Source organism: Microbacterium lacus (genome assembly GCF_039531105.1).
GTDB classification, from domain to species: Bacteria; Actinomycetota; Actinomycetes; order Actinomycetales; family Microbacteriaceae; genus Microbacterium; species Microbacterium lacus.
The window spans coordinates 832,983-855,506 of sequence record NZ_BAAAPK010000001.1; the positions used below are offsets into that span (position 1 = coordinate 832,983).

Annotated in this window: 20 protein-coding genes; 5 read left to right on the plus strand and 15 right to left on the minus strand. The window is 68.1% G+C overall.

Going from position 1 to position 22,524, the window contains the following annotated elements; translation table 11 throughout:
- Nucleotides 1-102: 102 nt before the first annotated feature.
- From ABD197_RS03990 to ABD197_RS04005, 4 genes are all read left to right on the plus strand, one after another.
- Nucleotides 103-1,488 (plus strand): ATP-binding cassette domain-containing protein, encoded by a 1,386-nt coding sequence (locus ABD197_RS03990; RefSeq protein WP_344051829.1) that lies wholly within the window; start codon nucleotides 103-105, stop codon nucleotides 1,486-1,488.
- Nucleotides 1,485-2,360, plus strand: coding sequence for a tRNA pseudouridine synthase A (locus ABD197_RS03995; protein ID WP_344051831.1), 876 nt, complete (start codon nucleotides 1,485-1,487; stop codon nucleotides 2,358-2,360). The genes ABD197_RS03990 and ABD197_RS03995 overlap by 4 nt, the downstream gene beginning before the upstream one ends.
- Nucleotides 2,357-2,872: a hypothetical protein gene (locus ABD197_RS04000; RefSeq protein WP_344051833.1), complete on the plus strand. Its 516-nt coding sequence runs from the start codon at nucleotides 2,357-2,359 to the stop codon at nucleotides 2,870-2,872. Before ABD197_RS03995 ends, ABD197_RS04000 begins: the two co-directional genes overlap by 4 nt.
- 66 nt (nucleotides 2,873-2,938) lie before the next feature.
- On the plus strand, nucleotides 2,939-3,778 hold the full coding sequence (locus tag ABD197_RS04005) for a universal stress protein (protein ID WP_344051835.1): 840 nt from the start codon (nucleotides 2,939-2,941) through the stop codon (nucleotides 3,776-3,778).
- On the opposite strand, the gene ABD197_RS04010 is transcribed toward ABD197_RS04005, so the two are convergent.
- From ABD197_RS04010 to ABD197_RS04020, 3 genes are all read right to left on the minus strand, one after another.
- A complete protein-coding gene (locus ABD197_RS04010) occupies nucleotides 3,759-3,917 on the minus strand; it encodes a hypothetical protein (RefSeq protein ID WP_344051837.1) in 159 nt (52 codons plus the stop codon). The genes ABD197_RS04005 and ABD197_RS04010 overlap by 20 nt on opposite strands.
- A 39-nt stretch (nucleotides 3,918-3,956) precedes the next feature.
- Nucleotides 3,957-4,784, minus strand: coding sequence for a signal peptidase I (gene lepB, locus ABD197_RS04015; RefSeq protein WP_344051839.1), 828 nt, complete (start codon nucleotides 4,782-4,784; stop codon nucleotides 3,957-3,959).
- A gap of 283 nt (nucleotides 4,785-5,067) precedes the next feature.
- Nucleotides 5,068-6,375 carry an HNH endonuclease signature motif containing protein gene (locus tag ABD197_RS04020; protein ID WP_344051841.1) on the minus strand — a complete coding sequence of 436 codons (1,308 nt, stop codon included), beginning with the start codon at nucleotides 6,373-6,375 and terminating at the stop codon, nucleotides 5,068-5,070.
- A 234-nt stretch (nucleotides 6,376-6,609) separates the two neighbouring features.
- Here ABD197_RS04020 and ABD197_RS04025 point away from each other — a divergent pair, with 234 nt between their 5' ends.
- Entirely contained in the window at nucleotides 6,610-7,302 is a 693-nt protein-coding gene (locus ABD197_RS04025) for an endonuclease/exonuclease/phosphatase family protein (RefSeq protein WP_344051843.1), read from the plus strand.
- A 518-nt stretch (nucleotides 7,303-7,820) separates the two neighbouring features.
- On the opposite strand, the gene ABD197_RS04030 is transcribed toward ABD197_RS04025, so the two are convergent.
- The 12 genes from ABD197_RS04030 to ABD197_RS04085 all read right to left on the minus strand — a co-directional run bounded on the left by ABD197_RS04030 (nucleotide 7,821) and on the right by ABD197_RS04085 (nucleotide 21,876).
- Nucleotides 7,821-8,969, minus strand: a complete 1,149-nt coding sequence (locus tag ABD197_RS04030) for a glycosyltransferase (RefSeq protein ID WP_344051845.1) — start codon at nucleotides 8,967-8,969, stop codon at nucleotides 7,821-7,823.
- A gap of 218 nt (nucleotides 8,970-9,187) precedes the next feature.
- On the minus strand, nucleotides 9,188-10,711 hold the full coding sequence (locus ABD197_RS04035; protein ID WP_344051847.1) for a tyrosine-protein kinase domain-containing protein: 1,524 nt from the start codon (nucleotides 10,709-10,711) through the stop codon (nucleotides 9,188-9,190).
- Between the two features lie 104 nt (nucleotides 10,712-10,815).
- Complete coding sequence (locus tag ABD197_RS04040) at nucleotides 10,816-11,643, minus strand: hypothetical protein (protein WP_344051850.1); 828 nt, start codon at nucleotides 11,641-11,643, stop codon at nucleotides 10,816-10,818.
- A 190-nt stretch (nucleotides 11,644-11,833) separates the two neighbouring features.
- Entirely contained in the window at nucleotides 11,834-12,631 is a 798-nt protein-coding gene (locus ABD197_RS04045; protein ID WP_344051852.1) for a hypothetical protein, read from the minus strand.
- Between the two features lie 211 nt (nucleotides 12,632-12,842).
- On the minus strand, nucleotides 12,843-13,937 hold the full coding sequence (locus tag ABD197_RS04050; protein ID WP_344051854.1) for a hypothetical protein: 1,095 nt from the start codon (nucleotides 13,935-13,937) through the stop codon (nucleotides 12,843-12,845).
- Nucleotides 13,937-15,607: a sensor histidine kinase gene (locus ABD197_RS04055; protein ID WP_344051856.1), complete on the minus strand. Its 1,671-nt coding sequence runs from the start codon at nucleotides 15,605-15,607 to the stop codon at nucleotides 13,937-13,939. Before ABD197_RS04055 ends, ABD197_RS04050 begins: the two co-directional genes overlap by 1 nt.
- Entirely contained in the window at nucleotides 15,604-16,395 is a 792-nt protein-coding gene (locus tag ABD197_RS04060) for a response regulator transcription factor (RefSeq protein WP_344051858.1), read from the minus strand. The genes ABD197_RS04055 and ABD197_RS04060 overlap by 4 nt, the downstream gene beginning before the upstream one ends.
- A gap of 107 nt (nucleotides 16,396-16,502) precedes the next feature.
- On the minus strand, nucleotides 16,503-17,510 hold the full coding sequence (locus ABD197_RS04065; RefSeq protein ID WP_344051860.1) for a nucleotidyltransferase family protein: 1,008 nt from the start codon (nucleotides 17,508-17,510) through the stop codon (nucleotides 16,503-16,505).
- Nucleotides 17,423-17,740, minus strand: coding sequence for a hypothetical protein (locus ABD197_RS04070; protein ID WP_344051862.1), 318 nt, complete (start codon nucleotides 17,738-17,740; stop codon nucleotides 17,423-17,425). The genes ABD197_RS04065 and ABD197_RS04070 overlap by 88 nt, the downstream gene beginning before the upstream one ends.
- 281 nt (nucleotides 17,741-18,021) lie before the next feature.
- A complete protein-coding gene (locus ABD197_RS04075; protein ID WP_344051864.1) occupies nucleotides 18,022-19,332 on the minus strand; it encodes a UDP-glucose dehydrogenase family protein in 1,311 nt (436 codons plus the stop codon).
- Nucleotides 19,333-19,429: 97 nt separating this feature from the next.
- The gene (locus ABD197_RS04080; RefSeq protein WP_344051866.1) at nucleotides 19,430-20,491 is read right to left on the minus strand and encodes an acyltransferase family protein; all 1,062 of its coding nucleotides are present in this window, start codon (nucleotides 20,489-20,491) and stop codon (nucleotides 19,430-19,432) included.
- Nucleotides 20,488-21,876: a hypothetical protein gene (locus tag ABD197_RS04085; protein ID WP_344051868.1), complete on the minus strand. Its 1,389-nt coding sequence runs from the start codon at nucleotides 21,874-21,876 to the stop codon at nucleotides 20,488-20,490. Before ABD197_RS04085 ends, ABD197_RS04080 begins: the two co-directional genes overlap by 4 nt.
- Nucleotides 21,877-22,524 lie beyond the last annotated feature (648 nt).

Sequence of the window (22,524 nt, forward strand, 5' to 3'; positions counted from 1 at the left end):
CATCGGTGCACCGCTCCCCCAGGACCGGGTGCACGTCGGGCCAGGCTATCGTGCGCGAGCGCTCGATGGGTAGTCGGGCGCTGGTCGGCATAGGCTTCGGGTGTGCCTGCAACCCTCCTTGTCGACGCCGTCGGCTCGTGCATCGCGATCGACCTGAGCGCCCTGTCGCCCGAGGACGCCGATGCGGTGCGGGAGGCGTGGGCTGACGCGCCCGCGCCCGACGGCGCGCAGCCGGTGCAGACGATCACGCCGCTGATCGCGGACCGGGTGGACATGCTCTCGGCGCTGTCGCAGCAGGTGACGCTCGCCGCGATCGAGGCGGCGCGCGGACGCGCGTGGATGCTGCACGCGGCGGGCGTCGCGACGCCGGACGGGCAGGTCGTGGTGCTCGTGGGTCCGTCCGGGCGGGGGAAGACCACCGCGTCCCGCGCGCTCGGTGCGGTGTACGGGTACGTCTCGGACGAGACGATCGCGATCGACGCCGACGGGCGGGTGTGGCCCTACCGCAAGCCGCTGTCGGTCATCGAGGACCCGGCGGCGCCGAAGACCCAGCTCGCGCCGTCGGCGGTGGGGCTGAAGCCGCTGCCGGATGCCGATCTCCGCGTCGCGGCGATCGTGCTGCTGGACCGCGACCCCGAGCATCCGGAGGAGCCGGAGGTCGAGGTCGCCGATCTCGGCGACGCGCTCGAGGATCTCGTGTCGCAGACGAGCTTCCTGCACCACCAGACCGCCGGGCTGCGCTTCATCGCGGGCCTTGCGGAGGCGACCGGCGGCATCCGGAGCGTGCGGTATCGGGAGGCCGCGACGCTGCCGGCGCTCATCCCCGCGCTCGCGCAGGAGGCTGGGCCGATCGTGGTTCCGGAGCCGGGCGTGAAAGCCCGGGGTGATTCCGACGTTTCCGGGGTGCAGGAGGGCCCGGAAGGCCCGAATCTCCCCAGATTTTCACGCGCCGCCGCCGAGGACGAGGTCGCGCTCACCGATCCGGACCGGATCGCCGTGCTCACGATCGTCCATGAGCAGGGACATGTGACGGTTCTGGGCGGGATCGCGCCCGCCGTCTGGCGCGCGGCCGATCACGCGACGCTCGCGGAGCTCGTGGCGGCTGCGGTCGACGCGTACGGCGAGCCCGACGGCGTCGACGCGGGCCCCGCCGTGCTGATGGCGGTCGGTCAGCTGATGGATGCCGGGCTGCTCACCTCGGACGAACCGCGGCTCGCGCGCCGCGAGGATGTCGCCTGGGTGGACAGCGGTGAGCGGATCGTCGCCCTCGCGCTGAGCCCCGAAGAGGACCAGACCCTCGCGCAGCCGGCGGCGCTCACGGGCTCGGCGGCGCTCATCTGGGAGTGGTTGGAGGAGCCGGTGGCCCTCACGCAGCTGATCGCACGCACGCTCGAGGTCGCCGGGACGGATGCCGCGGCCGAGGTCCCCGCGCAGGTGGAGGCGTTCGTGACCGATCTGACGGCATCCCGGCTCATCGAGACGCTGTGAGCATCCCCGGCGCGGCGGAGCGGCTCCGGGTCCGCCTCGACATCGCCTACGACGGCACGCACTTCCGCGGATGGGCTCTGCAGCCGGGGCTCCGGACGGTCCAGGGCACGCTCGAGGAAGCGCTCGCGCGGATCCTCGGTGGCACGCCCCGCCTCGTCGTCGCGGGGCGGACGGATGCCGGCGTGCACGCCTCCGGTCAGGTGGCGCACGTCGATCTCGACGACGAGCAGGCCGCGCGGCTGCGCGGCGGGCGCAGCGCTGCCCCCGAGGATCCGACGGGGGCGACCCGGCTCGCGGCGCGCGTACGCGGTGTGCTCGGCGGATACGCGGATGTCACGGTCCACCGCACCGCGGTCGCGCCGGATGGCTTCGACGCCCGGTTCTCCGCGGTGTGGCGCCGCTACGCGTACCGCATCGCAGACGACGCCGCCGGATACGATCCGCTCGAGCGTCATCGCACGACCCGCGTGCGGGGGGTCCTCGACGCGGAGGCGATGGACGCGGCATCCCGTTCGCTCATCGGCCTGCACGACTTCGCCGCCTACTGCAAGCCGCGCGAGGAGGGAACGACGATCCGGACGCTGCTCGAGTTCGACTGGCACCGCGACGCCGAGGGCGTGCTCGTCGCGAACGTGAAGGCGGATGCGTTCTGCCACAGCATGGTGCGGGCGCTCGTCGGGGGGTGCGTCGCGGTCGGACTCGGGCGGCTGCGCGCCGAGCACCTCGCGGTGATCCGCGACGAGGCCGAGCGGACGAACGAGTTCGCGGTCCTCGCAGCACGGGGCCTCACGCTGACGGCGGTGGGCTACCCGGACGACGGACTGCTCGGAGCGCGCGCGGAGCAGACCCGCAACCGCCGCGACCGCGAATGATGCGGAACGCGTGGAGTGGCATCCTCGCGATCGTCGGCGGTCTCTGGCTGATCGTCCTCGCGGGGCTTCCGCTCTACGTGTTCCCCGCCGTCGACGATGTCGCGCCGAGCGATGTCGCACTCGTGCTCGGACCACCGATGGAGGAGCGGCTCGCGCTCGCCGCGCAGTTGCGCGACGACGGGGTCGTGCAGCGCATCGTGGTGTCGGTGCAGCCGGCGGGCGGGCAGACGGCAGATGACATCCCGCTGTGCGACGAGGCGTCGGTCACGTGCGCGGTGGCTGATCCCTATTCCACGCGTGGCGAGACCCAGCTCGTGGATGCCGGGGAGTCGGTCATCGTGATCACGAGCACGCCGCACGTGACGCGGGCGCGCTACCTGTTCGACAAGTGCCACGCGGGCGGGGTCGCGGTGGTCGCGGCCGGGGGACCGGAGACGTTCTCGGCGTGGGCGTCGCAATACGCGTACCAGTCGGCGGCGTTCGTGAAGGCGATCGCGCAGCCCTGCCCGTAGGGGGTCCTTCGGCCCTACCCGGGCGGGCTGTGCGGAGCGAGGCTGGATGCGAGAGATCGGAGCATCATGACCAGCACCCTCCTCGTCGCCGTGACCGAGGCGCCCGTCGCCCGTCGTGCGATCGACTGGGCCGCGCAGCGCGCGGCCGACCGTCACCAGGGCGTCGAGCTGATGTCGGTGATCGGCGGAGCCGTCGGCGCGGTCGGCGAGCACGCTGTGATCGAGGCCGCGATGGCCGCCCGGCAGTCCGTGCTCGAGGCCGAAGCGGAGCGGATCGCAGCGCGCGGCATCCCGGTGCGTGTGCGGGTGGAGCGGGGCAACCCGGTCGCGCGGCTGGTGGACGCGTCGACGGATGCCGCGCTCCTGGTGATCGGGAGCGATGACCGCGGGCCGGGCACGGGCTACGAGCGGGGCGTGCACGGCGTGCGGATCGCGGCCGGGGCGCACTGCCCGGTGGTCGTCGTGCCGGATCGCGATCTCGACGGCCGCACCGGAGTCGTGGTCGGGGTGGACGGGTCGGAAGTGTCCGAGCACGCGCTCGCGTTCGCGGAGGCGGAGGCGGATCGGCTCGGTGAGCCGCTCACGGTGGTCACGGCGTGGTCGCCGATCGTGACGCCGCACAACCCGGGCGTGTATCCGCCGGAATACCTGACGAACATGCAGGCCCTGTCCGAGGAGGCCATGGCGCTCGCGGTGGCGGGGCTGAGCTCGGACTACCCCGACCTGCAGGTCGTCCGGCACGTGGAGCAGGGGTATCCATCGGCCGTGCTGAACCGGCTCGGCGCGCACGCGCGGCTCGTCGTCGTGGGCTCGCACGGGCGCGGAGCGATCGCGCGGTTCCTGTTGGGGTCGATCAGCGAGGAGGTGCTCGCGCACCTCGCGACGGTCACTGCGATCGTGCGGTGAGCGTGCGACGCGTCTGCTCGTGCTCGAGTTCGGCGCGGAGCAGGTCGTGCTCGGCCCGCCGGAGGGCGGCATCCGTGAGGTCTTCGGCCGCGATGGTGGGTTCGGCGTGCGCGGTGGCGGGTTCGGCGTGGGTGGTCATGCTGAGAGGAGGGCGTGACCCGCAATTTCGTACATCGGGTCAGAGGCCGGTCCAGCGCGTGAAGGGCCAGAACAGCAGGACGGCCTTGCCGATGAGGTCTTGTCTGGTCGCCCAGCGCCAGCAGTCGCCGGCGGGTGCGTCGCCCCGGCAGAATGCGGCGGAGTCGGACGAGTTCGCGCGGTTGTCGCCGAGCATGAGGTAGGAGTCGGCGGGCACCTCGACGGCGTCGAAGCATCGCTGCGAGCGCGGGGTCGAGGTGCAGTCGAGGGTGCCGGGTTCGAACGCGTAGTCGTTGAAGACGTAGGCTTCGGCGAGCGGTTCGTCGTCGATCGTGAGCTGTCCGTCGGCGGTGCAGCACGCGACGCTCTCGCCGGGGGTGCCGATCACGCGTTTGATGAGCGTGTGGGCGCTGGAGGGTCCGAAGCCGGTGACTTCGCCGATCCAACGGAGTGCGGCCTTCAGAGGATTGGTCTCGGGGACCGCCTCGGTGTCCCATTCGTCGCCGGCGTCGAAGACGACGATGTCGCCCGTGCCGGGGTTCGCTCCCGTGTAGGCGAGCCGGTTGACCAGGACCCGGTCGCCGGGCTGGAGGGTGTTCTCCATGGATCCGGACGGCACCCAGTACGGCTTCGCGACGAAGCTCAGGATGAGTCCGGTGATCACGAGGGCGGCGGCGAAGTGGAACCACGTGCTGCCGGTGATGCGGCGCCAGGTGGGTTTCCGTGCGGGGGTTGCCGCCTCGGCGGGGGCGGCCGCCGCCTCGGCGGAGGTGGTTGCGGGCGTGGCGGTGGTGGTGGCGGTTGCCCGTTCGCCGGGGGCGTCTGCGGGCTCGCCGGTTGTATCGCCGGTTTCGCTCGTGTCGGTCACGCCCTCACGCTACCGGTGCGCGGGGGCGATGCTGTTCGCGCCCTCGACTCGTATCCGGGCGCCGGTGCTTCGCGCCGTCACGTCGCGCCCTCGAGTCCGTGCGCCCTCGAATCCGGGCCTCCTCGAATCCGGGCCCCCTTGTATCCGCGCCCTCGAATCCGCGCCCCCTTGAATCCGGGCCTCCTCGAATCCGGGCCCCCTTGTATCCGCGCCCTCGAATCCGCGCCCCCTTGAATCCGGGCCCCCTTGAATCCACGCCCTCGCGCCTCGTGCCCCGCGCCGGTCATGCCGCGTAGTCGTATCTGGCGCGTCCGCCGAGTCGTGGGGTGCGGGCGGGGTCGACGTGTGGTGGGGGGAGGAACCATACTTTCGCGCGGACGCCGATCCCGTCGATGCGGATCTCCCATCCGTTGTCGTGGATGCGGTGGTGGCAGCTTTCGCAGAGGCAGATGCCGTTCGCGAGGTCTGTGGGTCCGGCATCCCGGGCCCACCAGCGGATGTGATGGACCTTGACCTGTCCGGGTGGAGCGCCGCACATCGCGCATCCGCCGTCGCGTTCGAGGAGGGCGAGGCGCTGGTTGCGGGAGAAGAGCCGTCGGGTACGGCCCCAGTCGAGGATCTGCCCGTTGCCGTCGAGGACGCAGGAGATGATCTCGCCCGCGGCGGCCATCCGGCGGGCGGTGGCGACCGAGATCGGGGCGGTGATGCCGTCGATCGTGGCGAACCCGGTGTCGTTGACCAGGTTCTCGTGGTCGATACGCACCACCACAGTGGCGCCCTGCAGCGGGAGGTCGGTGCGGTCGCACCCGAGCGCGTGCTCGCACAGTCGCACGAGCGCGTCGGCCTGCATCTGCACGACGGAGCGGCGGGGGACGTCGGGGTCGGCGGTCCCGTCCCGCGCGGCATCCCGCGTCGCCCGCATCTCGGCCGACACCATCGCTTCGATCGCGACCTTCAGCGGCGCGCCGTGCTCCGGAGTGAGTCGGCCGGCGAACTCGAACATGCCGTCGACCTCACGCATCGTGAGCTGTTCGGCGCCGCGCTTCTCGTCTTCGCGGATCGCGACCCCGTCCGGGTCGAGCCACGCCTCGGCACGGACGAGCACGCGGGCGAGCTGGTCCATCGACAGGCCGGGCGCTTGCTCGACGAGCGTCTTCTCGGCGACCTCGATCGCCTCCAGCCCGGCGCGGAACGCCACGCGGTCGAGAAGTGCCACGATCGCGGCAGCCGCTCGTTCGGTGATCGTCGCGCGGGCCATCGCCTCGGCGACGTGCGGGTGCCGGGCGGGTGCGCGTTCGCCCGACAGCAGCTGCCGCGGAGCGATCGCCTCGCCCACCTTGACCAGGCGGGCGGCGTCACCGGTGGACCCGCCGCTCGTCGCCGCGATCAGCGCTGTCGGATTGCGGAACCCCTGGGTCTTCGCCAGGCTCTCGGGACCCAGCTCGGGGCGCGAACGACGAGCGATCTCGGCGGCGAACCGGGCCTGATCGGCGGCGAGCATGCGCTGCATGCGGCAATACCGCTCGTTCGCGGCGACGAGATCGGCATCCGTCAGCGTCTCGACCTCGTCGTCCGGCCAGATCGCGCGCACGGCCTCGACCTCCGCGGGGAGGAGATCGAGGGTTCTGCTCAGGCCCCAACACCCGCGCGGACGCCCCCGCTCAGCGCCAGGGTGACGGCGCCACATCCCTGCAATGGCCCTACGAAACCTCAGGCGCCAACGCAGAACGGTGTCGCCAACGTGCCAACCGGACCCTGGGAGGTTGACAAGGGATCCGGGGAAAGACACCCGCGCGAAACCCGGCGGTTCTAGGCTGGGGTCGCTATGAAGGTCATCTCGTACAACCTGCGCAAGCACCGCGCCGTCGGAGAGCTGAGCGCCCTGGTCGACCGGCACGCCCCCGATGTGCTCTGTCTGCAAGAGCTCGACACGACCGACATGCCGGCATTCATCGGCGATCTGCGTCTGGCCGACGCGACCTCCCGCAACCGGCTCGGACTCGCGGTCTACTACCGCGAGAACACGTTCCGCCTCGAAGAGGTGCGGGCGCTCGCGCTGAAGAAGTCGATGCACGACCGGGTGCTCAAGCCCGCTGAAGAGCGGATGCTGGGAGTCAGACTCCACGACATCGACGCGAACCGCGCGCTCATCGTGGCCTCGTTCCACGCCGCTCCGCTGACCGCGCTGAATTCGCTGCGGAGGCACCAGATCCGGACCGCTCTCACCGAGCTGCAGCGCCTGGGCGAGGGGTTGCCGGTGCTCATGGTCGGGGACTACAACTATCCGGTCTTCAAGGAGAACCTGAGCCAGAAGGTCCGCGAGCACGGTTACGAGCTCAACCTCAGCGATGCGCGGACGTACACGCGGTACCGGTTCTTCCGCGGGCACTACGACTTCGCGACGTCGGTGGGGCTGCAGATCGACAAGGTGCGCACGCTGCCGCAGGGCCGCAGCGATCACCTGCCGATACTGGTGACCGCGACGGTCTCGGCGCCGGCGAAGGCTCGCGCGGCCTGACAGCCATCTCGCTGGATCGCGGGGCCGGATGCCGCGCGTCACGCCCCGTGAGTGCGGGTTCGCCGTGCACAGCGGACGAACGAGACCGGGGAAAGCGTCAGGCGCCGCTCGGTGGACGGTTTTCGCTGAATCTCCAGGCGGATGCCGCGCTTGGCGCCCACTGAACCGGTAAGTCCTCGCGCGGGAGTACCGACACGTGGGCTCGGTCGGCGTGAGCGCGCGCGTGCGGGGTGCCGGCATCCATCGTCGCGCACTCCGCCGAGGTGGTGCACTTTGCGCCGAGGTGGTGCACTTTGCGCCGAGATGGCCCCACCATCTCGGCGGGGAACCCACCATCTCGCCGGGAAACACACCATCTCGGCGCACAAACCACCATCTCGGCGGGGAACCCACCATCTCGGCGGGGAACCCACCACCTCGGCGGGGAAACCACCACCTCGGTGCACAAACCACCAGCTCGGCGGAAGAGCCACCACCTCGGCGGAGGACCCAGGGTCCGATACCCCCCGCCGCGCGGACTAAGCCCCGGCGCCGACCCAGTCCTGCAGCTCGGCGATGAAACGGGAGCGCGAGAACATGTGGGTGCGCGGTCGGAACTGCGCGGGATCCAGCGAGATCGCCTGGTGGAGAATCTCGTCCCAGTCGTTCCAGCGCTCGATCTCGCACGTCACGCCGCCGCCGACGGCTTCGACCGTCTCGCGGACGCCGCCGACCGAGTTCGCGATGATCGGGGTGCCGCAGGCCATCGCCTCGACGGGCATGATGCCGAAGTCCTCGACGGCCGGGAACACGTACGCGCTCGCGTGGGCGTACAGCGCGCGCAGCATCGCGTCGGAGGGCGCCAGGATGAACGTCACCTCACCGCCGGAGGCTGCGGCGGCGGAGCGGAGCGCGACGTGGCTGGGTCCGGTCCCGGCGATCACGACGGGCACCTTGACCTGCGCGCCGATCTGGATGACCCGGTCGAGGCGCTTGTAGTCGACCATGCGCGACGCGCCGAGCAGGAATGTCGAGGGCAGCGCGTCGAGCTGGCGCTGCTCGTCGTCGGTGAGATCGCGTCGCCAGTCGGTGGTGGCGACCATCGTCTCGGTGTCGACGGGCGGGTACATGACCCGCGACTCCTGCTCCCACGCGCGAGCGACGCGCTCGCCGGTGAACTTGCTGTTCACGGCGATCGAGGTGGCCTCGGCGGCGCGGCGGCGGTCGATCGGCTTCAGCACGGCGCTCGCAGCGCGCGCCCAGCCGGAGGCGCCGCGGTTGTCGCGCTCGGGCTCCCAGATGTAGCGGGCGGGCGTGTGCGCGTAGACGAACTTCTTGACCCCGGCCGGAGCCTTCACGTGGTGGGCGAACAGGTGCGAGCTGACCAGCATCCACTCGGGCGTCGAGGCCATCGGCATCCGCCACGTCGGGATCATCGCCGGCAGCGCGAGCATCTTGTTGTTGCGCAGCGGGGTCTTCGAGATCCAGGTCTCGTGCACGTCGCGCCCGTCGAGCAGACGCGTGTCGTCCCACAGGACCCGCACGCCGGCATCCGGGAACGCGTCGACCATCGCCTCGAGCACGCGCTCCGCGCCGCCCCACCGCTCGACCCACTCGTGAACGATCAGGCCGGATGCCGTCGTCTTCGCTTGCCGCGAATCGACGCCCGTTGTCGCAAAACTGGTCATCAATGACCCCCCAGGTCAGTGCGCACACATGGCGGACCCCCGTCCGCCCAGAGCCCTCGCGAATTCGGGTTTCGCGAGGGCCCTGCTGCAGCCCCCAGAGCTGCACGGTGCACATCCGACGCTACTCGTCGGCGGGCCGCTGACAACCCCCGTCGTGCGATCCGGTGGAAAACTTGACGCTCCCTTGCGCTAACGCGAAGGGTGCCATCCGACCCCGATCAGTCGGCGGTCGGAGCCCGCCGCGCGGAGCGCCGACCGCCCGCGAACTCTTGCTCGGCATCCGCGGTCCCCGCACCGGAACCGGCGTCAGAGGAGCGGCGCGGACCGGGCTCCGGCTCGGTCGGCTGCCCCTTCGGCGCCTTCTTGTCGGCGGCCTGATACGACTGATATTGGTATCCGTAGTACCCGCCGCCCACACCCCGCTTGGGCACCTTGTTCAGCACGACGCCGAGCGTGTGCGCGTGCGCCTTCTCGAGATTCTCCAGAGCCTTCTGGAGCATGTCGTAGGTCGTCCGCCCGGCCGACGTCACGATGAGGGCTCCATCGGCGCGTGCCGCGAGGATCGCGGCATCCGTCACGGGCAGCAGCGGCGGGCTGTCGATGATCACGAGCGCGGTCTGCGACAGCTGGGCGACGAGATCGCGCATGCGCTGCGACCCGAGCAGCTCGCTCGGGTTCGGTGGGATGCGCCCGGCGCCGACGACGACGAGGTTCTCGCCCACCTGGTGGGACACGTCGTCGATCGCCGCGCGCCCCGCGATCACGTCGGTCAGGCCGGCGCCCTCGGGCAGCGCGAACAGGGTCGAGATCACCGGGCGGCGAAGGTCCGCGTCGATCAGCATGACCGGCTCGCCGGCAGCGGCGAGGCTCACCGCGAGGTTGGCGGCGGTCGTCGACTTGCCGTCGCCGGGAACGGGGCTAGTCACGACGATCGCGCGTGGCGGGTTGTCGACGCTCATGAACTGCAGGTTCGTCCGCAGTTCGCGCAGGGCCTCGGCGACGATCACGCTGCCGCTGTCGCCGAGCGACTCGTCGAACGAGAGAACCTTTCGGGATGCCGAGAGCTCTTTGTCCAGCGGGATGGTTCCGACGACCGCCACCCCGGTCTCGCGCTCGATGTCGCGCGGGTCGCGCAGCCGCCGGTCGAGCACGTGCCGCACGACGGCGTACCCGATACCCAGTGCGAGGCCGATGAGGGCGCCGAGGATCACATTCAGGCGCGTGTTCGGCGAGGAGGGGGACGTGGGCAGGCGCGCGGAGTCACCGGCGACCACGGTGACCGCGGACGAACCGGTGGTGCCGTCGCCCTCGAGGTCGTCGATCTGCAGGATCATGCCGCGGATCCACGCCTCGGCGAGATCGCGCGCCTCTTCGGGGGTTCCCGCGGAGGCGTTCACCGAGATGACCGTCGTGTCGAGCGGGTTCGTGACATCCACGCGGCCGACGAGGGATTCGGGTGAACTCTGCAGGCCGAGCTCGTCGATCGCGTACTCCGCGACCGCACGCCAGGAGCCGACCGCGACGAACGACTTGACCTTCGCCTGCGCGAGCTGGTTGCCGACGAGGGCGGCGCCGACATCCGTGCTGCCATCGGCCGTCGTCACGTAGCCGGTCGCCTCCGCGGTGTACACGCGGGGCTGCAGGGCGCTGTAGCCGAACGCGACCGCCGCGCCGAGCAGCGTGAGCAGCACGATCGCGATCCAGCGGGCCCGCAGGATGCGCAGGTAGTCACGTAGTTCCATGGTTCTCCTCGACGTGTCCCGGTCACACTACCGGCCGCATGTTTCGCGAAAATGCCTCGCGACCCGCCCGAAGGCGGGCCGCGAGGCGGGGTGCTGTGTGCAGGTCAGAAGCTTGCGCCGCCCTTGAACGTCTTGGTCGAGTTCGCGACAATCCAGTCGATCGGAGCCGTTATGGTCGCAGTCGCAGTTTTGCCGGTGGACTGGTTCGCGGTTGTTGCAGAGATCGTGCCGGACGAGGGCTGAGCGATCGACCCGTTAGCGGGCACCAGAAGATTGATGAAGCTCGCGGGCGTCGGACCCGTGGCAAAGCCCGACCCGGAAAGCGCGACAGACACGGTGACGGGTACAGGGTTCGGGTTCGAGACGGTGAAGCTCAGAGCATAGGAGGTATCGGACCCCTTGCCCGGTGTCGCGACGCCTGAGAAGGCGCTCACACTGACCGTATAGACGATCGAGTAAGACGAGGCAGCGGTCGCGTCACCGTCGCTCGACGCGAGAACGGTGATCGTGTAACGCCCGGGGGGCAGCGCATTAGATCCATAGTTACCAGCGGCAAAGTCGATCGATCCGCCGGGTGCGAGGTTGGTGGAGCTGGTGTACAACGTCTGCGAAGCAAAGCCCGCCGGGCCGCTCAGAATAACGCTGTAGCTCACCATCGCAGCCGTCGTGGTTGAGCCCGATGCCGGCGTCCAAAGAATCTTTCCACCGGCCCAGTGCAGCGGTGTCGCGGCCACGCCGCTTGCGGTGAGCGCGCCGGACGTAACCGTCAACTCGTTCGACGGCACGACGTTCGTGGATGCTGCCGCAGCCGGGATGGCGGTCGTGAGGAGCACGACCGGCGCGGCCCAGGCGCCTGCCTTCAGAAGCGTGCGACGGTCGACGCTCTTCGAAGCAGTGGACGCGGTGTCACGGATCGGTGTGTCGATGCTCACAAGAAACCCCCGGGGACTAGGGGCGACTGACCCGGCGCGCACCGAACCCGTCGCACGAAAAAGGGAGCTGGTCGCTCCCTTGACTAGCCACAGCAAATCGGCGCGACGGGGCGAATTCAGGAACTTCGGTCAATCCTGGGATTTCCTTCGCGGCGCGTTCGGACCGCGTAACAGGAGCTTCAGGAACGAGCTATTTCACGGGTACCGTGACCGGACCGAGCGAACTCGGTGTCACCGTCCACCCGGCGGCCGCGCTGAGCGCGAACGCGATCGTCCCGGCCGTCTTGCCGGTCGAGTTGCAGACGCCCGACACGGTCGCCGATCCGGAGGCGGGGATCGTGATCGACGTCGGGAACGCGGTGGAGATCATCACGTTCACAGGCGTGGTCGTGATGGTGACCTGCGCGCCCGCGGGGCCGGTGAGCACGAAGGCCACCGTGTGCTTGTTTCCCTGCGCCGGCGTCACGGTCGGCGCGCTCGCCGTCACTGCGGACGCGATTGTGATCGTGTTGGAGGTCGCGCTCTTCGTGCCGTCGGAGCCGATGGCCGTGAGCGTGACCGTGTAGCTGCCCGAGGCGAGCGGCTTCGTGCCCCATTGGATCGCGGGAACCTCGAAGGAGCCGTACTTGGTGAGGTTCGTCGCGCTCGTCGCGAGCGTGACGCTGAGCCCACCGGGCCCGGAGAGAGTGACGGTGTACGAAACCGATGCGGTCGTGGGCTGACCGCTGCCCGGCGAGGTCCAGGCGATCTGCCCGCCGTTCCAGAGCAGAGGCCCAGGCGAGCCGCCGTTCGTCAGGTTCGAGAGCGAGTAGCTCTGCACGCTCAGCTGCGCAACCGGCACCGACGAGACGGATGCCGCCATCGCGGGCGCGGCGGTCGTGAGGACCAGAACGGGAGCGGCCCACGCTCCGGCCTTCAGCAGGGTGCGGCGGTCGACGTTCTTCGACGCGATGGGCGCGATGACAGTGCTCGGCAGCTCAGTGGCCACGGGAACCCCCCAAGGTTCTCGACAGACCTCACCACCGCTCGCACGGAACCGAGGTCACACAAAAGAGGAAGCGTGACCGCTTCCTCGACGTGGCATCAGCAAACAGCTGCGGGGCGCCGAATTCGGGCAGTTGGGCGAACTCTGGCGGATCCTTCGGGTGTCATCGCACCCGCGAAACCGCGCCTTGAGGAAGTTGAGCGAATCCGGAGGGTCAGGCGCGCTGCCAGCGGTCGCCGCCGGCGGCGACCGCGCCGTCGGCCTGGGCGGCCGCCGTCGCGAGCAGAGCGTCGACATCGAACGCGCACCGCGTCGCATCGGCCCAGCCGACGCTCACCGAGAGCTGGAGCATGACCGGCGCTTCGGTATCGGCGACGGCGAGCGATTCCATCAGGCGGCGCACGTGCGACCGCACCACCGTCTCGGTCCGCGCGAGCAGCACGACTGCCCTCGTCTCGCTGAAGGCGGCGACATCCGCCTCTGCAGGAAAAGCGGCGCGCACGAGCTCGTGGAATCGTGCACTGAGCCCGGCGAACGCGCCGTCCCCGCTCGCGCCGCGCAGGTCGACGGGGTCATCGAGCCGGATGTCCAGGAGCGTCCAGGTGTTCTCCTCCGCGGCGCGCGCCCGCGCGAGACGATCGGCAGCCACGACCCGGAAAGCCGCGCCGTCACCGACGACCGCGCCCGTACCGTCGCCACGGATGAAGAAGAGGAGGCTCACCAGAGCGCAGATCATGTAGATGCTCAATCCGACCGAGTTCGTCTGGGTGAGCAGCTCGTAGTTCTCGGTCAGGTTGAGGATGGCTGCGATCACCCCGACGACGCTCAGCAGCATCCACAGCGCCGTGGCGAGCAGCAGCGGCACCGCTGCTCCCCGCCCGCGCTCGGGCCTGCGCAGGAGTTCCCCCAGCACGACGATGTTCACGGTGGCGGCGAGCAGCATGCTCACTCGGCCGATGATCGGAAAGCCGGGGCGTCCGGCACCGATCACGAAGATCACGATGAGCACGACCCCGACCACGGCCGCGACCCAGGCGTAGCTGTACCGCGCACCGCGGTGGGCACGCAGGCCCGACCAGAGCAGGAACGGGACGGTCAGGACGAGTGACATCGAGATGAGCCAGAAGGCTCGCGATTCCAGTGCTGCCGAGGTGAGCGCGCCGAAGGAGCCGGCCATCGCGACGACGAACATCGTCGACCACAGCACGGTGGAGCGTTGGGGGCGCGCCAGAAAGCCGAGACCGATCATGAGCGCGGTGCACACCGTGGCGATGGCCAGGTGCAAGACCGTGAGGCTGGGACCGAGCATCAGTTCTCCTCCTGCGATCGGCGACGCGGCAGGGTCATCGTCACGGTGGTGCCGAGCCCGGGGGTGGATGCGACGCCGACGCTGCCGCCGTGCTCCTCCACGATCTCCTTCACCACGGCCATCCCGAGTCCGCTGCCGGTGACGCCGCTCTCGCGTGCCGCCTGGCCGCGGAAGTAGGGCTCGAAGATGTGCGGGAGTTCGACGGCGTCGATCCCCATCCCGGTGTCGGCGATCGCCACGCGCGCCTCAGCCGCGTCTTCCTCGGCGACGATGCTCACGCGGTCGTCGGCGCCGCTGTACTTCACCGCGTTGGTGAGCAGGTTGTCGATCACCTGGCGGAGACGGAAGGCATCGGCATCCACGATCACCTCGTCGGGGGCATCGACCGTGAGCGTCACGCCCGCTGCCGTCACTGCCGGTGTGAACGACTCGACCGAGGCGTCGAGAATGCGTCGCAGGTCCACCGTGGAGTACCCCGGGCATTCGCTGCCGGCGGCCACGGTGCCTTCGATCGTCTGGGTCACCAGGTGCAGCATCCGTTCACCGGCGGCCTCGATCAACGCGATCTGCTCACGCGCGCGGGCGGGGAGATCGTCGCGCTCGAGCAGGAGCTCGGTGTGTGCGAGCGCTGCCGTCAGCGGATTGCGCAGCTCGTGGGACACGGTGGCGGCGAGCGTGCGGCGCTCCTGCTCGGCGCGATGCAGCTCGGAGACGTCCTGGACGATGAGCACCGCGCTGTCGACGCCGTCCTCGGCCGGGAGCGGTCGGGTGGAGACGGTCAGCACGTGCCAGCTGCCCTCGGGATCGAACAGCCACACCCGCTCGCCGTCCGTCAGTTCGCCGCGGGTTGCGCGGGCAAGGGGGCGTTCGGATGCCGCGAGGGCGTCTCCGCGCTCGCTGTCGTACTCGACCGAGCCGCCGGGGAGGTTGAGGTCGTCGGGGTCGAGGGCGTACAACTCTCTATACGCCTCGTTCACGGCGAGGATCTCGCCGGTCGAGCTGATGCGGGCGACGGCCACGTCGAGGCTGTCGAACATCTGTGTCGTGCGGGCAGCCTGCTTGCGCGTGCGCTCGAGGGTCTGGCGCAATCGGTCGGCCTGGCGCGAGAGCAGGTTGCGCAGCGATCTCGCGTTGCGGGCCACGTTGTGGATGCACATCCCGAGGAAGCTGAGGCTCAGCACGATCACCAAGAGTCGCTGGACCGTCATCGGTGCCGCTGCGAAGGTCAGCGCATCGATGGCGAGGAGCACCGTGACGGTGCCGATCGCGGCGACCAGCCAGCGCGCGGAGTAATAGGTCGCGACCCAGGCGATCGGAAAGACCCACAGGTAGCTCAGGCGGTACACGCCGCCGTAGCTGATGAACCCGATCGCGATGATGTCGAGCAGCGGAATGATGAGCACCGCACGAGCCGGCAGTCGCCGCCAGGGGAGGCCGATCGTCACGATCGTGATTGCGGCGATCATGAGGCTGCCGATCACGAACGGGACGTAGGAGTAGATGTCGGGCAGGATCACGGCGCCGACGAGCGAGATCGTGATCACGCCCGCGGCGAGCGACAGCTGCCACAGCCAGATGGAACGGGACCGGGCCCGGTTGCGCGAGGGGCGCCGCAGGGCGGGGGAGCGTTCGGCGGAGCTCAGCTCGGCGTCCGGAGCTGCGGTGATCATCTGGTCGGGGTGGCGGTGAGGCGGTATCCGACGCCGCGGACCGTCTCGATGTAGCGCGGGCTGCCGATGGAGTCTCCGAGCTTGCGGCGCAGGTTGGCGACGTGGGCCTCGATTGCGCGCTTGTCGAGCTCGCTCACGTATGTCCCGCCGGGTTCGTCTCCGCGCACCACCAGAGCGAGGTCCTCCTTCGCGCGGGCGCGCCGGTTGGATTCGAGGAGCGTCTGGATCAGGTCGAACTCGGTGCGCGTCAACGAGACCTCGACACCGTCGCGGTGCACGGTGCGGGCGAGTCGGTCCAGCCGCAGATCGCGGTGGGTGAGGACGTTGCCGGATGCCGGTTCGACGGGCGCCGCCGCGGGGATGGCCGAGCTCTCGGGCGAGGCCGCCTCCACACGCCGGGGTCGGCGCAGCATCGCCTCGACCCGCGCGCGGAACTCGCGCAGCCGGAACGGCTTGGTCACGTAGTCGTCGGCGCCGACGCTGAGTCCGAGGACGGCATCCGATTCGTCGGCGCGCGCCGTCACGAGGACGATGTAGGTCTCGCTGATCGCGCGGATCCGCTTGACCGTCTCGAACCCGTCGATGCCGGGCATGTTGATGTCGACGGTGGTGATGCGCGGGGCGTGCGCCTGCACGGCCGCGACGCCGTCGATGCCGTTCGTCGCGCCGATCGCGATGAAGCCGGCCGACTCGAAGACCTCGATGAGGATGTCGCGCACGGCGACGTCGTCTTCGATCACGACCGCGGTCGGGTTCGGGATGGGCATGGTGGGGCTCGGCGTGCTCATGGCTCCTCGCTCGCGTGCTCCTTGTGACTGACCTCTCCCGGGATAGAGCGTAGGGGGTGCGTGCTACGGGGGTGTTTCGTGTGTCGGTGGATTGCCATGCGGGTGCCTCACCGCCGACGAAGTGCAGGGACCACGCGGCGGAGTTGACGGATGCCGCCACCCAGGCGTGCGATGCGTGCCCAGATTTTGGCCCAGAAGCGGTCGGGCACGTCCGGGTGCTCGGCAAGGAGATCGTGGTCGGTCGGCCACACACCGTGACGGAGGACGACAGCTTTGCGCCGCCAGGGTGCGCGCTGCAACTCGATGAGCCACGACGCTGTGCGTCCCTGGGCATGAGCAACTTTGCGTTGCCACTCCTTATATATGGGGGTCTGCCGCTCGGACGGATCGACGTCGACCCTCACGCCGAGGTCAGTGAGGAAGTCTTGAAGCGGCGCCGCGCTGCCCGTCACGCGCGCCAGCGTTGCGAGATCCTGGCGGTCCTCGTCGGAGATCCGGATCCGACGTAGCCCGTCCAACTCGCGTTCGTGCCGCGGTTGAGATGTCGTCCCGCGAAGCGAGTGAAGGGCCAGCAGCAGCAGGTTCGCGTTCCGATCGGGGACCTCGCAGCTCGTATGCGCGAGCTCGACCGCAGCGCGCCGCTCCCACAGAACCTCAAAGACGTCTTCATCAGAGGCAAGAAACCCGGGCCACGAGGAGTGGACGTCGAGTGAGTTCGGCCAGCCCGCGCGACGGAAGGTCCGCGAATGGGTCACGAACTGCTCGCTCGCGAAGGTCTCTGTGAACTCGGTCCAGCCTGTTGTCGTGAGAATCTCGACGAATTCGTCGAATCGCGCCGGCTCGACGAGCAGATCGACGTCCGAGGAGACGTGGTGACCCCTCAGGCCCTGCTCCTGCAGAGTGGGCCCTTTCAGCACAAGCGAGCGGATCGATTGAGAGCGAGCGTTGCGCTGCAGCCATGCCGTCGAGAGTGCGACCGCCTCGACGATCGTGAGAACGGTCGGGCTTGCGGTCGACGCAGCCCCCGTCAAACCGCGAGCTTGCGCTGCTTGCGCACCGAGGTGGCCACCGCGATCGCGCCGCCCCCGAAGAGAGCGAGGCCGGTGAAACCCCACGCCGTGATGAGCGGGCTGAGGCCGCCCGCGTTCTCTCGGAGAGCCGCGGTGCTGGCGTCGGAGACGTCGGTGTTCTGGCTCGCCTCGACGACACCGGCCACCGTGGTGGTGTTCGACGCCGAACGAGCGTAAGCCAGATACTCGGAGCCGCTCGCAACAGCCGGGACGGCCAGGATGCTGATGGAAATGAGACACGCGGCGGCGATACCGGCAGCGAGGGGGGTTCTCATAGTCACACCTTTCAGTTCATCGTCAGCGTCTGGGGGTGGATCCGTGATCAGGCGCCATTGAACTGATCGGTGGAGCTTTGCCGAGCCGAATTACCGAACTCTGCGTCTCTCCAAGCTACAAGCGTCAGGTTTCGTCTGCGTGAACGCTTGTCACAATCATGAGAGCCGCATGAGAAAGACTACGGACCCCGCCCGCGGCTGTCTGTCGGCATTTCGGAGGACACCGCGAGCGGGAAACAGGGTGTTTGTCCACCCTTCGGCGGACAAACACCCTGCAGATATCAGGGGCGGCCCATGCCGTAGTAGGTCCACCCGGCACCGCGCCAGGCGGCGGCATCCAGGCAGTTGCGGCCGTCGATGACGACGTGCCCGTTTGTCAGCGACGCGGCGTGGCCGGGGTCGAGTTCGCGACGGTATTCGTCCCACTCGGTCACCACGATGACGGCGTCCGCACCGCGCAGAGCTTCGTCGCGGTCCGCGACGTAGTTCAACTGCGGGTGGATGCGCTCCGCATTGGCGAGGGCTTCGGGATCGGTGACCGTGACCCAGGCGCCGAGACCGTGAAGCTGCACGGCGACGTCGAGGGCGGGGGAGTCGCGGATGTCGTCCGAGTGGGGCTTGAAGGCCGCGCCGAGGACCGTGACGTTCTTCTTGAAGACCGAGCCGCCGAGCCCTTCGACGACGAGCTGCACGGCCCGGTCGCGACGACGCAGGTTGATCGCGTCGACCTCGCGGAGGAACGAAACGGACTCGCTACGGCCGAGTTCTTCGGCGCGCGCCGAGAAGGCACGGATGTCCTTCGGGAGGCAGCCGCCACCGAATCCGATACCCGCACCGAGGAAGCGCCGACCGATGCGTGCATCGTGCCCGATGGCGTCCGCCAGCTGTGTGACGTCGGCTCCGGTCACCTCGGCGATCTCGGCCATCGCGTTGATGAACGAGATCTTCGTCGCGAGGAAGGCGTTGGCCGCGACCTTCACGAGCTCTGCCGTCGCGTAGTCGGTGACGAGGAACGGCGTGCCCTTGTCGATCGCCGGGTGGTAAACCTCGCGGAGGATAGAGGTCGCCGCGTCACCCGCCTCACCGGCAGGGATGCCGGCCACAAGACGGTCGGGGTCGATCGTGTCCTTTACCGCGAATCCCTCGCGGAGGAACTCGGGGTTCCAGACGAGGGTCGCCCCGGTGGGTGTCACCCGTTCTGCCAGAGTGGCGGCCGTACCCACCGGCACGGTCGACTTGCCGGCCACGATGTCGCCATCGCTGAGGTAAGGCAGGAGCCCGTCGACCGCAGCGTTGACATACGTCAGATCGGCGGCGTAACCGTCCTTCACCTGAGGGGTTCCGACGCCGACGAAGTGCACTTTGGCGCCCTTAGCCTCGCTCATGTCGGTCGTGAACCTCAGCCTGCCTGAGGAGATGCCTTCGCTGAGGATCTCGGGCAGTCCGGGCTCGAAAAAGGGCGCTTCGCCCTTCGACAGTGAGGCGATCTTCCGTTCGTCGACGTCGATTCCGACGACGTCGTGGCCGATGGATGCCATGGCGGCCGCATGGACGGCGCCGAGGTATCCACAACCGATAACTGAGAGTCTCATCAGCAGCTCCTCACTCGTACTTCCTGTATTGGGCGCCGTGTGCCAGGGGAAACCGGCGCCGCGCTTGTGTCGAATCCATGAAGGGTCGTCATCTCACCTAGTTGCGTGTCTCGGTTCGCTTGCGGGTAAGGGCTGCTGGCGGAACGAATAGCCAGGACAGAGCGCGCGTCCTCATCGCGATTGCATAGAAGAGCAAGGAGACACTCGCAGCCGCTGCCGTGATGACGATCGGATAAACCCAACTTGCGGCAGCTGCATCGGCGATTGCTGGAAGTTGTCCGAGGCGTCCCCAGGCAAGACTGAGCACGGAGATGAAGAAGAACTGCAGTACGTACACCGGTAGTGTGCGTTGGCCGATGTACCGGATACCACGGATTACTCCGTGATCGCCGCTCAAGCCAGAAGTGAGCATGATGCCGACGGCGATGCCTAGGATGCTCGCCAAGGGCAAGACAATGACCGTGATCTTCGCGAGCATCGCGGTGAGCTGGACGATCGAGTACACCGCCACGGTACCGAGAACCCACAGCGCCCCTCGACCTGCGAACACGTGAACGATCTGTTTGCCGTAGCGAGCCCCGAGCCAGAAGAAGATGCCGTTAGCGAAGACGCTTCCTAAAAGGCTTGCGCTGTCCATCGTCGAATAGCCGATCGATGTTGTCCACTCCGTGAGGGGTTCGCGAGCCACGAGGAGGGCCACCAAGGGAACACTTGCAATCCAACCTTTCCATGAACGCGTCAAGTGCGTGTAGAGGAAGTAGAGCGGTAGCGCGTAGAGATACCAGTAGCCGCTGCCTGCCAACAGAAGGTTGCCAAGCAGATTGCTTGCGAAGGTGTGCTCGGACGAAGCTGCCGGAAGCAGTAGACGGAGTGTCAGCAGAGTGCTCCAGATGACATAGAGGTATGCGGGGACTAGCCAGGGCTTGCGGTTCTGTCGCAGGCTCCCCTGGATCGCACGGGCGACCAGGAATCCCGAGATGAAGAAGAAGAAGGGAATGCGTATTGGAGTCAGGAACTGGTCAGCTGCGCTCCAGGCGTCAGCCGCATTCATCCAGGTAGAGGGTGCCTGCGCCTCCATCTGTCGGACTACGTGGTGCAATACGACGAGAAGCACTGATGCACCGCGCGCGATGTCCGGCCAAGCGAGTCGCTGACTCATGAACTGGACCTGCTGAACATCTTCCGTCGTTCTTTGTCCTCGGGCAGCTTGTCGGCCAGATGGTTCGCGTGGGTCATCTGACCCCTCGCGGCCGCAATGCCAACGACCGCGAAGAACAGAGCGAATGTCGGAACCGCCGTGTAGACCGCGCCGGCGACAGATTCGACGAGAAGCTGAACTGACCATGCCACTCCGACGAGGCCCAGCCAACGATCCCAATCCGCCGTTTGCTTTGTGAGCCGAAAGAACAGTCTGAAGATCGTGGCGAGGATTGCAATGAAGAAGATTGTTCCGAGCAGTCCGGTCTCACCGATGATTGCTGGCCAGAACGTGTCCGTGAGGAACGTCCCCGACTCCTCTGTGTTTCCCAGGCCCCATACATTCGGGTAACCGAGCTGATAGTAGAGCGGACTGTAGTTTTGACGTGCCACGGCACTACCGAACCGGCCGAAACCGGCGCCGAAGGGCAACGCGTTTGCGGCGATGCCTACCGAGTCAATCGTTAGGCGGACGCGGGCGACTGCGTCGGGGTTTACGAAGTACTCGGCGTACGTATAGACCACAATATTGGCGACGGCGCCCCAAGCAACGATCAGCAGGATCGGCAGGCCAACTAGTGCGATCACCAGCAGTGGAGTCCACCGCAGCCTGATGCCCAGGGTGGCTACTGCTGCCGCTAGGCCGACAAAGATCTTGCGTCGAGCCGACCAGAAAGCTGCGACCAGGCTGCCGACAATGATGAACATCGTCGTCTTCGAAACTCTGAACACGGACGCGTGGGCGAGAGCGGCCAGGCACGAGAGTGCCATAACTGTGCCGAAGTAGCCAGGGTGCTGGAAGAAGGACGTCACTGGAGTCAGGCCGAATCTGCCACCGTATCCCTGTCCGGCCAGGACGATCGACGACCACGGGCCTGGGAACAGGAAATTGACGACGGCGCCGAGAATCAGGGTGATCGCCACTGCCGCAGATTGCTTAGCGAGTCGGCGCAGATCCTCGTGGAGCCAGTCCAACTGTGCGACGCCCCAGGCGAGGATGAACCCCTTCGCGATGAGGAGCATCCCCTGGCCGGCGACGCCGAACGGCACAGCGTTGATTATGCTGCTCGCGACCCCGGCGAGGAGGAACGCGGTCATAGGTATCTGTCCGGGTAGACCGCGAAGTGCTTTCTTCCTAGCCAGGCGGTGGAGCGGAAACAAAACCGCGCAAGCCGCAACGAAGATTTCGTCGAGATAGTCGACCGCGCCGCCGGGAACGTGGAGCGCAAGAGTGCGCTCGAGAAGCATGACAAGCATGCCCAACGCAAAGAACGACTTCGGCCGCATCACCCCGAAGAGCCCCAGCCCAAGGGCCGCCACAAGCGCGAAGCCTAAGACGGGCGCCACACACGCGAGCAGAACTAGGGCTACAACTAACGGAACGCTGACCGCCAGCCAGCGCGCATCTCGAAGCGTCCCTGAGCGGGCGCCGGGCTCCCGGCGAGTTTGGGCAAGGCGCACGTTGGAGTCTCTCGATTGGGGGCTTTGCAGGCCCTCACTCCATCGTGACTCTGTTTGTCGAACCTGATCGCGGTTGCCGTGTGGTGGCTCGATCGGTCGCGCCCACGGGCCTACGGAGAGTGGGTGCCGTCGAGAGTCTACGCAGGTCAAGTGTCGAGCGTGTTGCGCGAGGTAACGAGTTGGCGACGCCATTTGCAACGGGAGAGGTCGCGTGTACGGTTCGAGTAAGGGAGGGCTGAGCTGATGCACATCGAATCTTTGAGGAGATCAGATGCGATTCCGTCGCATGCGCTGTCTAGCCCTAGTCGTAGTTCTTCTTGCAGTACTTCTGCCGTCGCCCGCACGTGCGGACGAGGCAACATGGCCGATATATAAAGCTACGTATTCGGGATTGATGTACGAACTGGTGGACAACACCACGCCCGTCCCATTGTCGAGCACGCGATGGAAGGCCGTGTACGGAAGTGCCACGCCTATCCCGACCGACACTGAGTACGTCAAGTACGACTGGTCCCCGACCCTCTACGCAGTGAC